The 13,630-nt window shown below is 61.8% G+C and carries 12 protein-coding genes; 8 read left to right on the forward strand and 4 right to left on the reverse strand.

The annotated features are described in order from the left end of the window. The first annotated feature begins 10 nt into the window (after positions 1-10). From FBY02_RS02945 to FBY02_RS02955, 3 genes are all read left to right on the forward strand, one after another. On the forward strand, positions 11-1,159 hold the full coding sequence (locus FBY02_RS02945) for a pyridoxal phosphate-dependent aminotransferase (RefSeq protein WP_144923166.1): 1,149 nt from the start codon (positions 11-13) through the stop codon (positions 1,157-1,159). Further along, on the forward strand, positions 1,147-1,938 hold the full coding sequence (locus tag FBY02_RS02950) for an amidohydrolase (protein ID WP_144923169.1): 792 nt from the start codon (positions 1,147-1,149) through the stop codon (positions 1,936-1,938). The genes FBY02_RS02945 and FBY02_RS02950 overlap by 13 nt, the downstream gene beginning before the upstream one ends. A gap of 68 nt (positions 1,939-2,006) precedes the next feature. Further along, entirely contained in the window at positions 2,007-2,423 is a 417-nt protein-coding gene (locus tag FBY02_RS02955) for a hypothetical protein (RefSeq protein WP_144923172.1), read from the forward strand. 177 nt (positions 2,424-2,600) lie between these two features. Here the strand turns inward: FBY02_RS02955 and leuA are convergent, their stop codons facing one another. The 3 genes from leuA to xseA form a co-directional block, all read right to left on the reverse strand. Further along, on the reverse strand, positions 2,601-4,280 hold the full coding sequence (gene leuA, locus FBY02_RS02960) for a 2-isopropylmalate synthase (RefSeq protein ID WP_144923175.1): 1,680 nt from the start codon (positions 4,278-4,280) through the stop codon (positions 2,601-2,603). Between the two features lie 437 nt (positions 4,281-4,717). Beyond that, on the reverse strand, positions 4,718-5,539 hold the full coding sequence (locus FBY02_RS02970) for a peptidoglycan DD-metalloendopeptidase family protein (protein ID WP_144923177.1): 822 nt from the start codon (positions 5,537-5,539) through the stop codon (positions 4,718-4,720). 3 nt (positions 5,540-5,542) lie between these two features. Further along, a complete protein-coding gene (gene xseA, locus FBY02_RS02975; RefSeq protein WP_144923480.1) occupies positions 5,543-6,922 on the reverse strand; it encodes an exodeoxyribonuclease VII large subunit in 1,380 nt (459 codons plus the stop codon). Between the two features lie 216 nt (positions 6,923-7,138). On the opposite strand from xseA, the gene FBY02_RS02980 reads away from it, so the two are divergent. The 4 genes from FBY02_RS02980 to guaA all read left to right on the forward strand — a co-directional run bounded on the left by FBY02_RS02980 (position 7,139) and on the right by guaA (position 11,848). Next, positions 7,139-7,906, forward strand: a complete 768-nt coding sequence (locus FBY02_RS02980; protein WP_144923180.1) for a sulfite exporter TauE/SafE family protein — start codon at positions 7,139-7,141, stop codon at positions 7,904-7,906. Between the two features lie 68 nt (positions 7,907-7,974). Continuing rightward, positions 7,975-8,523: a sugar ABC transporter ATPase gene (locus FBY02_RS02985; protein ID WP_144923183.1), complete on the forward strand. Its 549-nt coding sequence runs from the start codon at positions 7,975-7,977 to the stop codon at positions 8,521-8,523. Positions 8,524-8,674: 151 nt separating this feature from the next. After that, complete coding sequence (gene guaB / locus FBY02_RS02990; RefSeq protein WP_144923186.1) at positions 8,675-10,144, forward strand: IMP dehydrogenase; 1,470 nt, start codon at positions 8,675-8,677, stop codon at positions 10,142-10,144. Between the two features lie 126 nt (positions 10,145-10,270). Further along, positions 10,271-11,848, forward strand: coding sequence for a glutamine-hydrolyzing GMP synthase (gene guaA, locus FBY02_RS02995; RefSeq protein ID WP_047702151.1), 1,578 nt, complete (start codon positions 10,271-10,273; stop codon positions 11,846-11,848). A gap of 76 nt (positions 11,849-11,924) precedes the next feature. Here guaA and FBY02_RS03000 read toward each other — a convergent pair whose 3' ends face one another. Next, positions 11,925-12,584, reverse strand: coding sequence for a TetR/AcrR family transcriptional regulator (locus FBY02_RS03000; protein WP_144923189.1), 660 nt, complete (start codon positions 12,582-12,584; stop codon positions 11,925-11,927). Between the two features lie 105 nt (positions 12,585-12,689). On the opposite strand from FBY02_RS03000, the gene FBY02_RS03005 reads away from it, so the two are divergent. Continuing rightward, complete coding sequence (locus FBY02_RS03005; RefSeq protein WP_144923192.1) at positions 12,690-13,583, forward strand: NAD(P)/FAD-dependent oxidoreductase; 894 nt, start codon at positions 12,690-12,692, stop codon at positions 13,581-13,583. The last annotated feature ends 47 nt before the right edge of the window (positions 13,584-13,630 follow it).

Consider the following 13,630-nt stretch of genomic DNA (forward strand, 5'->3'; position numbering starts at 1 on the left):
AGACCCCCTGATGATCACCAGCAAGCTGCCGAATGTCGGCATCACCATTTTCACCCAGATGTCCCAGCTCGCCGCGCAGACCGGTGCGCTCAACCTGTCCCAGGGGTTTCCCGATTTCGATGGCCCGCAGGCCTTGCGCGATGCGGTAGGCCGGCATATTGCCCAAGGTCATAACCAGTATTCGCCCATGACCGGGCTGCCGGCCCTGCGTCAGCAGATCGCGGCGAAGATTGCCCGCAGTTATGGCGCCCAGGTCGACGCCGACCAGGAAGTCACTGTGACCCCCGGCGCGACCCAGGCGATTTTCTGCGCCATCGCGGCGGTGGTCCAAAGCGGCGATGAAGTGATCGTGTTCGACCCTTGCTATGACAGCTACGAACCCTCCGTCCAACTGGCCGGTGGCCGTTGCGTACATGTTCAGTTGGGCCTGGATGATTTCTCCATCGATTTCCAGAAGCTCGGCGAAGCCCTGAGCCCGCGTACGCGGATGATCATCCTCAACACGCCCCACAACCCCAGCGGCGCCCTGATCAGTCGCGCCGAGCTGGATCAATTGGCGGCGTTGATCCGTGATCGCGATATCTACCTGATCAGTGATGAAGTCTATGAACACCTGGTGTTCGACGGTGTGTCCCATGCCAGCGTCCTCGCCCATGAGGAACTGTACCGCCGCGCCTTCGTGGTCAGTTCGTTCGGCAAGACCTACCACGTTACCGGCTGGAAAACCGGCTACGTCGTGGCGCCACCGGCCCTGACGGCGGAGCTGCGCAAGGTGCATCAGTACGTCAGCTTCTGTGGCGTGACACCGCTGCAATACGCCTTGGCTGACTACATGGCGGCGCATCCCGAGCATGTGGAAGAGCTGCCGGGTTTCTACCAGGCCAAGCGTGACCTGTTTTGCGATCTGCTGGCCCCGTCGCGGTTCAGCTTCAAGCGCGTGACCGGTACCTATTTCCAGTTGGTGGATTATTCGCACATCCGCCCGGACCTGAACGATGTCGACATGGCGGTCTGGATGACCCGTGAGCACGGCGTGGCGACGATTCCGGTGTCGGTGTTCTACCGGGAGCCACCCCAAGGCCAGCGCCTGGTGCGGCTGTGCTTCGCCAAACGCGAGGAGACGCTGCGCGAAGCGGCGGAAAAACTATGCGTGATCTGAGTGCATTGCCGAACCTCAATATCGCCTTGATCCAGACTACCCTGGCGTGGCATGACCGCCAGGCCAACCTGGAACATTTCGAAAGCTTGCTGGAGCAGGCGCGGGGGGCCGACCTGGTCATCCTGCCGGAAATGTTCACCACCGGGTTTTCCATGGAGTCGCAAACCCTGGCGGAGCCTGAACACGGGCCCACCAGCGTCTGGATGCGGACCCAGGCGGCAAGGCTGGATGCGGTAATCACCGGCAGTCTGATTGTCCAGGCCGCTGATGGCAGCCATCGCAACCGCTTGCTCTGGGTGCGACCGGATGGTGAGGTGCTGCACTACGACAAGCGCCATCTGTTCCGCATGGCCGGCGAACACGATCACTACACACCGGGTGAGCGGCAAGTGCTGTTCGAGCTCAAGGGGTGGCGGGTCCGTCCGCTGATTTGCTACGACCTGCGTTTCCCGGCCTGGAGTCGCGACGCCGAGGACACCGACCTGTTGCTGTACACCGCCAACTGGCCGGGCGCCCGGCGCCAGCATTGGAACCGCCTGCTGCCGGCCCGCGCCATCGAGAACCTGTGCTACGTGGCGGCAGTGAACCGCATCGGTACCGACGGCAAGGGCTTCGCCTATACCGGCGACAGTCAGGTGCTGGACTTCCAGGGCGAAACCTTGCTCAGTGCAGGGGAGGCCGATGGTGTGTTCATGGTGAGTTTGAATGCGGCGGACCTGGCGGCCTATCGCAAGCGCTTTCCGGCGAACCTGGATGCCGACCGTTTCGAATTCATCTGATTGAAACGATTCAGCTCTTAAGAAGCGCTGTTGCATGCCGATAACGGGTCAGCCAAGGAGGAGTCCCCATGACCACGATCAGCGCAACTACCGTAAATCCTTACCCACTCTCGGCCCCAAAGACCCGGATCGGCGGGGCCGCCGAAGAAACGACGGCCACTTCGCCGGCATCGACTGATGCCGCCGACGAGAAGGAAAAGGCACTGAAAGTCGATACCAGTGGCGCCAATATCGCCGGTGCGCCTGCCAGCAGCGGTGTGGATGTCATCGAGCAACTGAAAAAGCAGATTGAGCAGACCGAAAAGCTGTTGGCCCAGCAGCAGGCCGAACTGGCCCGCGTGGAGAAAAGCCAGGCCAATGAAGAGCAGAAGGCCCAGCAGGCCATGGCCATCCAGACCCAGATCATGGGCACCCAGGCCGCTTTGCAGACCTTGCGGGCAGCGTTGTTGCAGGCCATGGCCGGTTCTGTCGATACCCATGCCTGAGATTGTTGTTGCCTGACAGATCGCCATCGCGAGCAGGCTCGCTCCCACAGGGGCTACATGGAACCTGTGGGAGCGAGCCTGCTCGCGATGGGGCCATGACAGATAGCACAAGACCACCGCCAAACAAAAAAGGCCCCAGGGTTCACACCCCGGGGCCTTTTGCATTTCGGCCGCGAATCAGGCCGCCTTGGCCTCAGGCTGGCTCAGCGAACGGTTCAGCGCGCTGAACAGGGCCTTGAAGCTGGCCGTGGTGATGTTTTCATCGATGCCCACGCCGTGCACCGCGCGTTCACCGTTGACCCGCAGTTCGATGTACGCCGCTGCCTTGGCGTTGGTGCCGGCGCCGATGGCGTGTTCGTTGTAGTCCATGATCTCCACCGGAATTGGCAGGCCGGCCACCAGTGCCTCCAGCGCGCCGTTGCCCTTGCCGCGCCAGTGCAGGTTGGTTTCGCCCTGGCCCTTGCTGGCGACTTCCACTTCCACGGCGCTGTTGCCGTTTTCTTCCTGCAGGCGATGGCTGACCAGCGCATATGGGGTGTTGGCTTGCAGGTATTCGCGTTGCAGCAGGCTGTGGATCTGCTGGGCGGTCATTTCCAGGCCGAGGCGGTCGGTCTCGCGCTGAACCACCTGGCTGAACTCGATCTGCATGCGGCGCGGCAGGCTGATGCCATATTCCTGTTCCAGCAGGTAGGCGATGCCGCCCTTGCCCGACTGGCTGTTGACGCGAATCACCGCCTCGTAGCTGCGGCCGATGTCGGCCGGGTCGATCGGCAGGTACGGCACTTCCCACAGCGTGTCGGATTTCTGCTGGGCAAAGCCCTTGCGGATAGCGTCCTGGTGCGAGCCGGAGAACGCGGTGTGAACCAGGTCTCCGACGTAGGGGTGACGTGGGTGCACCGGGATCTGGTTGCACTCTTCGACCACTTTGCGCACGCCATCGATGTCGGAGAAATCCAGCTCAGGGTTGATGCCCTGGGTGTAGAGGTTCAGCGCCACGGTCACCAGGTCGACGTTGCCGGTGCGCTCGCCGTTGCCGAACAGGCAGCCTTCGACACGGTCGGCACCGGCCATCAGGCCCAGCTCGGTGGCGGCCACACCGGTACCACGGTCGTTGTGGGTGTGCAGGCTGATGAGCACGCTGTCACGACGGCTGATGTTGCGGTGGAACCACTCGATCTGGTCGGCGTAGACGTTCGGGGTGGCGACTTCCACGGTGGCGGGCAGGTTGAGGATCACCTTGCGCTCGGGAGTCGGGTTCCAGACTTCGATCACCGCGTCGCAGACTTCCTTGGCAAACTCCAGCTCAGTGGCGCTGAACGTCTCTGGCGAGTATTCGAACTGCCACTGGGTTTCCGGCTGTTGGGCGGCATATTTGACGAACAGCTTGGCCGCGTTCACCGCGATTTCCTTGACGCCGTCCTTGTCCTGGTTGAACACGATGCGGCGGAACGACGGGCAGGTGGCGTTGTAGAGGTGGACGATGGCTTTCTTCGCGCCGCGCAGGGACTCGAAGGTCCGGGCGATCAGGTCTTCACGGGCCTGGGTCAGCACCTGGATGGTGGTGTCGTCCGGGATGTGGCCTTCTTCGATGAGGGTGCGCACGAAGTCGAAATCGGTTTGCGAGGCGGCCGGGAACGACGCTTCGATTTCCTTGACGCCCACGGCGACCAGGGTTTTCCAGAAGCGCAGTTTCTTGACCGCATCCATCGGCTCGATCAGCGACTGGTTGCCGTCGCGCAGGTCGGAGCTGCACCAGATCGGCGCGGCGGTGATGGTCTTCGACGGCCAGGTACGATCCGGCAGGTTGATGGTCGGGAAGGCGCGGTATTTGGAAGACGGGTCTTTGAGCATGCTCATGGGCGGAATCCTTATTGTCGTGGCCGGAAAAAGGCGGCCTGCCGGTGGTTCGAACGGGGTGGCTCTACAGCCTGGACGGGGTGCCGCGATTCAGCCCGGCAGTCGTGCGCTGACGAGGCACAGGCTGCGGTGCTGGCGAAGCTGGATGAGGGTATGAGAGGTTTTCATGCCTTCAACCCTAACCGTGTGGGGGGAGGATCGCAAGCAGTCGGAAAAAATTGAGAGAAGTTCTGCTTTATGGCGTTTTTGCGAGATTTAATCGCGTGCTATTCGGGTTTTTGTATTTTTATTGCGTCGATGTTTCTGACTTGGCAATCCCTTGAATATGGGTGGATGCAGCTTAAGCCTTCGCGAGCAAGCCCGCTCCCACAGGTACAGCGTCGATCCTGTGGGAGCGGGCTTGCTCGCGAAGAGGCCAGTCGCCTTGCCTCACTCTTTCAGGGTTCGAACGCCCCGATGAAAATCGCCGGATCCACCCGCGCATCGTTCAGGCTGATGTTCCAGTGCATGTGGGGCCCGGTCGCTCGACCGGTGGCGCCGACCTTGCCCACTACCGCGCCTCGGGCCAATTGTTGGCCCACCTTCACATCGATCTTCGACATATGGCAGAACATGCTGATGAAGCCCTGGCCATGGTCGACGAACACGGTGTTGCCGTTGAAGAAGTAATTGCCAGTGAGGATCACCCTGCCGGCCGCCGGTGTCTTGATCGGCGTGCCGGCGGGCACGGCGAAGTCCAGGCCGGCGTGGGGGTTGCGCTCTTCGCCGTTGAAGAAACGACGCACGCCAAACCGGCTCGACAGCGGGCCATTGACCGGCTTGTCCAGCAGCAGGTTGCTGGGGATGTTCGGGCTGAAGCTGCGGTAGGCCTTCAACTGCACGGCCAGCTCGGCGTCGATGCGCTTGAGGTCCGCCGGGTTCGGATTGACCTGGCGCTTGTTCTTCAGGGTGATGTGCTGCTCGGGGTATTTTTTATAGCCGACCACGAACGGGTGGGTGCCGCCGCCGCTGCTGATCTGCTGGGTGCCCGGCTGGACGGTCAGCGGGATGCCGACAATCGCCAGCCAGTTGTTCTGTTCCTTGACCACCAGCACCGGCTTGCCTTGATAGCTGGCTTTCGGCGCCTGGGCCGCGCTGCCCAGGTCGACCACGGCCACGCCGCCGGGCACCGGTTTGTTCAGCAGGCGGGTGATGTAACTGTCGGCATGGGCATTGAAGGTCAGGCACAGCAAAAGCAGAGGTGTTAGAAATCGCGGCATGGATCAATCCAGTAGAGAAAGGGTGACCGGCGTCAGGTGATTGTCTTCGACCCTTACCAGCAATTCGCCTTCGCCGAGCCGGGCCGTCAGGCGCTGGCCGGTCTGGGTCTGTCCGGCACTGCGGATCGCATGGCCGCGCTCGTCCAGCAGAATGCTGTAGCCTCGGCCGAGGGTCGCCAGGGGGCTGACAATGTGCAGTGTCTGCATCTGGTTGTGCAATTGCACGCGTCGCGCTTTCAAGCCTTCGCGCATGGCCCGGGGCAGGCGTTCGGCCAGGCTGTCCAGGCGCTGGCGCAGCAGTGCCAGATGACGGCCCGGATGTTGGCCAGCCAGTCGGGTTTCCAGGCGGATCAGACGTTCGCGACGGGTATTGAGGCTGCGTTCGAAAGCCCGGCGCAGGCGCATGTCCAGGTCGTCCAGGCGCTGGGCTTGCTGGCGCAGGCGTTCACCGGGGTGACGCAATCGTCGGGTCAGGCCTTCGAGACGCAGTTGATCGCGCATCAAGCGGTCACGCATACGCATCACCAGCCGCCGATGCAGGCTTTCAACCCTGCGCACCAGGTCACCGGCATCCGGCGCCAGCAGTTCAGCGGCGGCGGATGGCGTCGGGGCGCGTACGTCGGCGACGAAATCGCTGATAGACACGTCAGTTTCATGGCCGACGGCGCTGACGATCGGTGTCACGCAGGCGTCCACGGCCCGGGCCACGGCTTCTTCATTGAAGCACCACAAGTCTTCCAGCGAACCGCCGCCTCGGGCCAGGATCAGCGCATCGAAGCCCCGGGCGTCCGCCAGTTTCAGCGCGCGGACGATCTGTGCGGTGGCTTCGCGACCCTGCACGGCGGTGGGGATCAGCGTCAGGGCAATCTGCGGCGCACGGCGACGGAACACGCTGATGATGTCGCGGATCACCGCGCCGGTGGGCGAACTGATGATGCCGATGCGTTGTGGATGGGCGGGCAGGGGCATCTTGCGCTCGGCGCTGAACAGGCCTTCGGCGCTGAGCTTTTCCTTCAAGGCATCGAAGGCCAGGCGCAGGGCACCGTCGCCGGCCGGCTCTACGGTGTCGAGAATCAACTGGTAGTCGCCACGGCCCTCGAACAGCGAGACCTTGCCGCGTACCTTGACCGCCAACCCGTCCTTCAAGGTCTGGCGCACCCGCACGGCGTTCTGCCGGAACAGTGCACAACGCACCTGGGCACCGCTGTCCTTGAGGGTGAAATACACATGGCCGGAGGCAGGGCGGGCGAGGTTGGAGATTTCGCCCTCGACCCAGATGTTGCTGAATACGTCTTCGAGCAACACCCGCGCACGGCCATTGAGCTGGCTGACAGTCAGGACCTCACGGTCCAGGCCCAGGCGGGCAAAGGGATCTTTAATCATGGGCGGCATGATAAGGGCATTTGTGGCTGAATCTCCATGAGTGCAAAGAATTAGAGCGCGTCGCCTTCTTCGCGAGCAAGCCCGCTCCCACAGGGTCCTACGCCGTCCTTGTGGGAGCGAGCCTGCTCGCGATTGCAATGGTGAAGTCATCATAATTGCTGGATAAGCCTACGAGCTCTGGCTAAAGTCGCCGCTTCGTCAGCAAGGAAGTGCCGGATGAACCTCTTCTCGTGGTTAGGCCAATGGGCATTCGCACCCACGGATTGGCTGGTGATCGGCCTTGCCATCGCCCTGGCCTACATTGTGTTCGGCATTGCCGGGTTCGGCACCGCTCTGGTAGCCGCGCCGATTCTGCTGCTGTTCCTGCCGCTGTCGAAAATCGTGCCGCTACTGGTGCTGCTGGATTTTGTCGCGGCGTTCGGCAACCTGCTGCCGTCGCGCAAGGATGTTGCCCGGCCGGAATTGCTGCGCTTGTTGCCGTGCATGGCGATAGGTTGCACCCTGGGCGTGATTTTCCTGCTCAACCTCAAGTCTGACCTGCTGTTGCTGTTGATGGGCCTGTTCATCAGCGCTTATGCGATCTACAGCCTGTGGATAAAGACCCGGCCCGCTCAACTGTCGGCGCTGTGGGCGATCCCGATGGGCACGGTGGGCGGGATGTTCGGGGCCTTGTTCGGCAGCGGCGGCTTTTTATATGCAATCTATTTGAACAGCCGCTTGCCCAAGGAACCGGCCCGGGCCACCCAAAGCGCGCTGATCAGTTGCAGCACCGTGGTGCGCCTGAGTCTGTTCGCTGTCGCGGGCGTGTATGCCGAACTACCCTTGTTGGTACTGGCGCTGTGTTTATTGCCGGCCATGGCGCTGGGGCTGTGGATAGGGCGTCGCCTGACCATGAGGATGTCCCGCGAGACGTTCGTGCGTCTGGTGACGTGGCTGGTGCTTGCCAGTGGCCTCGCGCTGATCGGGCGCTACCTGAGCGCTTGACCTGGCTCGGCCAGGGATTAAGCTGCCGGCCTCCCAGCGCATCGCAACGTAAACCGTCAGGCCGCATCATGAATTCGCAAAGCATCATCGTTCCGAGAATCTCCACCCTGCCGGTCCATGAACCTCGGGCCCGGGCCATCGTGCGCTGGCTGGTGCGCAAGAATATCGTCGAGGAACAACTGACCACCTGCGCACGCACCGGCAATCGCATGGGCCACGCCATCGCCCCCGGCGCCCGCGAGGTGGTCCTGCAGCCTGATGCACTGCCATTCGGCGACGCGATCAACGGCCTGGAGATCATCACCAAGCGTTGCATCTATACGCCGGCCAAGGGTTTCCTTGAAGAGGCCGGCTGTGCCGAGTGCCGCAAAGAGGTCGGCGAGGCGCTGTTCGAAAGCCTGGAAGACTGGATGCCGGGTCGCACCGACAACTTCACCTGCCCCGAATGCGGGCATGAAGACGACATCAACGGGTTCCTGTTCTTGCAGCCGTGCGCATTCTCCAACCTGGGGTTCATTTTCAATAACTGGCTGGAAGCGGGGTTCAAGCAGTCGTTTCTCGATGAGTTTGCTGATTGGCTGGACCAGCCGGTGAGTTGGGTTCGGGTGGAGCTGTAGATAGGCACACAGGATCTGTTGTGCGGCAAGGATTGTTGTGCTTTAGCTCCATCAATCAGCCCGCCAATAATAGACAGAGTTTTACATTGAGCCAGACGGTGTGCATGAGTATAATGGCGCGCTTCCATTTTCCCGCTCGGGAGCCCCCGCGATGCTGCGTATCAGCCAAGAAGCCCTGACCTTCGACGACATTCTCCTAGTGCCTGGTTATTCCGAGGTGCTGCCTAACGAAGTCAGCCTCAAAACCCGTCTCACCCGTGGCATCGAACTGAATATCCCGCTGGTTTCCGCTGCCATGGACACCGTGACCGAAGCCCGTCTGGCCATTGCTATGGCTCAGGAAGGCGGTATCGGTATCATCCACAAGAACATGACCATCGAACAGCAGGCCGCCGAAGTGCGCAAGGTCAAGCGGTTCGAGGCTGGCGTGGTCAAGGATCCGATCACCATCGAGGCTGACGCCACCGTCCGGGATCTGTTCGAACTGACCCGTATGCACAACATCTCCGGCGTTCCGGTACTGCACGATGGCGACCTGGTCGGCATCGTCACCTCCCGCGACGTGCGTTTCGAGAACCGTCTCGATGCTTCCGTGCGCCAAGTGATGACGCCTAAAGAGCGTCTGGTCACGGTCAAGGAAGGCACCAGCAAGGACGAAGTCCGCGAGTTGCTGCACAAGCACCGCATCGAGCGCGTGCTGATCGTCGACGAAAAATTCGCCCTCAAGGGCATGATGACCGTCAACGACATCGAAAAAGCCAAGGCCTACCCGCTGGCGAGCAAGGACGACCAGGGTCGTCTGCGCGTCGGCGCTGCGGTCGGTACCGGCAAGGACACCGGCGACCGCGTCGCCGCCCTGGTCAATGCCGGCGTTGACGTGGTGGTGGTCGACACCGCCCACGGTCACTCTAAAGGCGTGATCGACCGCGTTCGCTGGGTCAAGCAGAACTTCCCTGACGTGCAGGTAATCGGCGGTAACATCGCCACCGGCGCTGCCGCCAAGGCCCTGGCCGAAGCCGGCGCCGACGCGGTCAAGGTCGGTATCGGCCCTGGCTCGATCTGCACCACACGGATCGTCGCCGGTGTCGGCGTGCCGCAGATCAGCGCCATCGCCAACGTTGCCGCTGCCCTTGAAGGCACTGGCGTCCCGTTGATCGCCGACGGCGGCATCCGTTTCTCCGGTGACCTGTCCAAGGCCATCGTTGCCGGTGCCTACAGCGTGATGATGGGTTCGATGTTCGCCGGTACCGAAGAAGCGCCGGGCGAGATCGAGCTGTTCCAGGGCCGTAGCTACAAGGCTTACCGCGGCATGGGGTCGCTGGGCGCCATGTCCCAGGCCCAGGGCTCTTCCGATCGTTACTTCCAGGACTCCTCCGCGGGTGCCGAGAAGCTGGTGCCGGAAGGCATCGAAGGTCGCGTGCCATACAAAGGCACCTTGACCGCCATCATCCATCAACTGATGGGTGGCCTGCGTTCCTCGATGGGCTACACCGGCAGTGCCAACATCGAAGAGATGCGCACCAAGCCGGAGTTCGTACGCATCACCGGCGCCGGCATGGCCGAGTCCCATGTTCACGACGTACAGATCACCAAGGAAGCGCCGAACTACCGGGTCGGCTAACGCCTCGAGCTGCGAGTTAGGAGCTTCAAGCTACAAGCGATAGTGGTGCTGCAGCCGCTATCGCGTTCTACCCGATCAACTTGCAGCTTGCGGCTTGAAGCTTGCAGCTGCATCAGAGAATGAGTCATGGCCCTCGACATTCACGCTCACCGCATCCTGATCCTCGACTTCGGTTCCCAGTACACCCAACTGATTGCCCGCCGCGTGCGTGAAATCGGCGTGTACTGCGAATTGCATCCGTTCGACATGGATGACGAAGCGATTCGCGAGTTCGCTCCCAAAGGCGTCATCCTCGCCGGCGGCCCCGAGTCCGTGCACGAAGCCAACAGCCCGCGCTGCCCGCAAGCGGTGTTCGACCTGGGTGTACCGGTTTTCGGCATCTGCTACGGCATGCAGACCATGGCCGAGCAGCTCGGTGGCAAGGTGGAAGGCTCCGACCTGCGTGAATTCGGCTATGCCCGCGTTGACGTGGTCGGCAAGAGCCGCCTGCTGGATGGCATCGAAGACCATGTCGACGCCGATGGCCTGTTCGGCCTGGACGTGTGGATGAGCCACGGTGACAAGGTCACCAGGATGCCGGAAGACTTCCACATCCTCGCCAGCACCCCGAGCTGCCCGATTGCCGGCATGTTCAGCGACGAGCGTCGCTACTACGGCGTGCAATTCCACCCGGAAGTGACCCACACCAAGCAGGGTGGCCGCATCCTGTCGCGCTTCATCCTCGACATCTGCGAATGCGAAGCCCTGTGGACACCGTCGAAAATCGCTGAAGACGCCATCGCCCAGGTGCGCGCCCAGGTCGGTACCGACAACGTACTGCTGGGTCTGTCCGGCGGTGTCGACTCCTCGGTAGTCGCCGCGCTGCTGCACAAGGCCATCGGTGATCAACTGACCTGCGTCTTCGTCGACAACGGCCTGCTGCGCCTGCACGAAGGCGAGCAAGTGATGGCCATGTTCGCCGAGAACATGGGCGTCAAGGTCATCCGCGCCAACGCCGAAGAGCAGTTCCTGGCCAACCTGGCCGGCGAATCCGACCCGGAGAAAAAGCGCAAGATCATCGGTCGTACCTTCATTGACGTGTTCGATGCCGAATCCTGCAAACTCGACAACATCAAGTACCTGGCCCAAGGCACCATCTACCCCGACGTGATCGAGTCGGCCGGCGCCAAGAGCGGCAAGGCCCACGTGATCAAGTCCCACCACAACGTCGGTGGCCTGCCGGAAGAAATGAACCTCAAGCTGGTTGAGCCGCTGCGCGAGCTGTTCAAGGACGAGGTTCGTCGCCTCGGCCTGGAACTGGGCCTGCCGTACGACATGGTCTACCGCCACCCATTCCCGGGCCCGGGCCTGGGCGTGCGGATCCTCGGTGAAGTGAAGAAGGAATACGCCGACCTGCTGCGTCGCGCCGACCACATCTTCATCGAGGAACTGCGCAAGGCTGACTGGTACCACAAGGTCAGCCAGGCGTTCGTGGTGTTCCAGCCGGTGAAATCGGTTGGCGTGGTGGGCGATGGCCGTCGTTACGCCTGGGTCGTGGCCCTGCGTGCGGTGGAAACCATCGACTTCATGACCGCTCGTTGGGCACACCTGCCGTACGAGCTGCTGGAAACCGTTTCCGGTCGCATTATCAACGAAATCGACGGTATCTCCCGCGTGACGTATGACGTGTCGAGCAAGCCGCCGGCGACGATTGAGTGGGAGTGATCCCGCGTCTGGCATAGACCGGCACAAAGCGCATTGAAGTACTTAAAGCCCGCGTAACTGCGGGCTTTTTGCATTTTCAGTCTGGCACTGTCTGGTCGGCGGCAGCTCGCGTCGCGTGCGCGGCGATAAACATGGCGACGGCCGACCGGCAATAGGATTCGATTTCGTTGTCGTCCTGTGCTCTCGTTTCATCGAAGCGAGCGATGATCAGCAGATCGGATCCTTTGAAAAGCGCGGCAAACAAGCGAGCGGACTGGCGAGGATCGGGCACGTTCAGAACCGCCTTCGCGTGCAACTGACGCAACAGGGCCTCGATTTGGGCGATAACATAGGCGGGGCCGGCTTCGTATTGGCGTTGGCTTAACGTTTTTTGATTGGTTTTGTCGGCCGTGATCATGGCTTCGACACTGCGTACGTCCGGGCTCAACAGCGTGCGAAGCAAGGTTGATCCCACCGCCATGAGCTGATCTTCGGCCGAGCCGTCGACGCCTTCAAAAAGGGCCTGTGGCGCAAACTGCTGGCAATGGACCGCGATGGCCGCGCTGAACAGCGCCTCCTTGTTCTCGAAGTGCCGATAGATGCTTAGCTTGGATATCTTCGCCCGCTGGGCGACTTTGTCCATGGTCGTCGCTTGAAAACCCAATTCCACAAAGAGTTCGTACGCTGCGTCGATGATCGTTTGGCCAAGCGCTTCGTTGGCGGGCCGGCCGCGTCGGGCCTGGCTGTTTTCGGACATAAAAATTCCAGTACTTGACAGTATTCTAATTCTGGAATTATGGTACTTTAAAGTATCTTAAAGCCGCAACCTATCTCCTCCACCCACAGCGCGGAGCCCATCACCATGAATGACGTCATTATCATCGGCGGCAGCTTTGCCGGCCTCGCCGCCGCCCTGCAGCTCGGCCGTGCTCGCCGCAAGGTCACGGTTCTCGATACCGGCCTGCCGCGCAATCGCTTCGCTGGCCACTCCCATGGCCTGCTCGGCCACGATCACAAGCCACCGCTGGACATCCTGGCAGAGGCGCGGCAGCAGTTGGCGCGCTACCCCACGATCAGACTGGTCAACGCCCGGGCCGAGAGCATCTCCGGCACCATTGACCATTTCTCCGTCCTCACTGGCGATGGCGAATGTCTTGGGGCGCGCCGCTTGATCCTGAGCTATGGCGTCGTCGACCAGATGCCTGATGTTCCGGGCTTCGCCGAAAGCTGGGGCACGTCCATCGTGCCGTGTCCGTATTGCGACGGTTTTGAAAACGCCGGCCAGCATTGGGGCCTCGTCTGGTCCGGCCCGCAGTCGCACAATTATGTCAGGCTGTACCACGATTGGACTGACACGTTGACGGTCTTCGCCGATGGTCATGACATCCCGCCCGATATCCGGGCCGATCTGGCGCACCGCAACATATCTGTCGTCGATGGCCGGATCGTCGAGATCGCCCATCAAAAGGGTCATATCAGCACGGTCAATCTCGACACCAGCCCCAATGTCGCGGTCGACATCCTGTTCGCCCATCCGCGCAGCAAGCCGTGCACAAGCCTGCATGAATCACTGGGCCTCGCCACGGTGGATACGCCCGCCGGCATCGTCCTCAAAGTCGACGAGCGCCGCCAGACCAGCATGCCCGGCATCTACGCCGCCGGCGACCTCGCCACGCCATTTTTGCCCTCGGTCACCCAGGCATCATCGCAGGGCGCGATGGCGGGTATCTTCGCTCAGCAATCGATGCTGGTTTGAGCGCGCAGATTCCCGTCTATTAAGAACGAATCAGAACAGGGAGATCC

It is taken from the genome of Pseudomonas sp. SJZ078 (assembly GCF_007828255.1).
In the GTDB taxonomy this organism is placed as follows: Bacteria; Pseudomonadota; Gammaproteobacteria; order Pseudomonadales; family Pseudomonadaceae; genus Aquipseudomonas.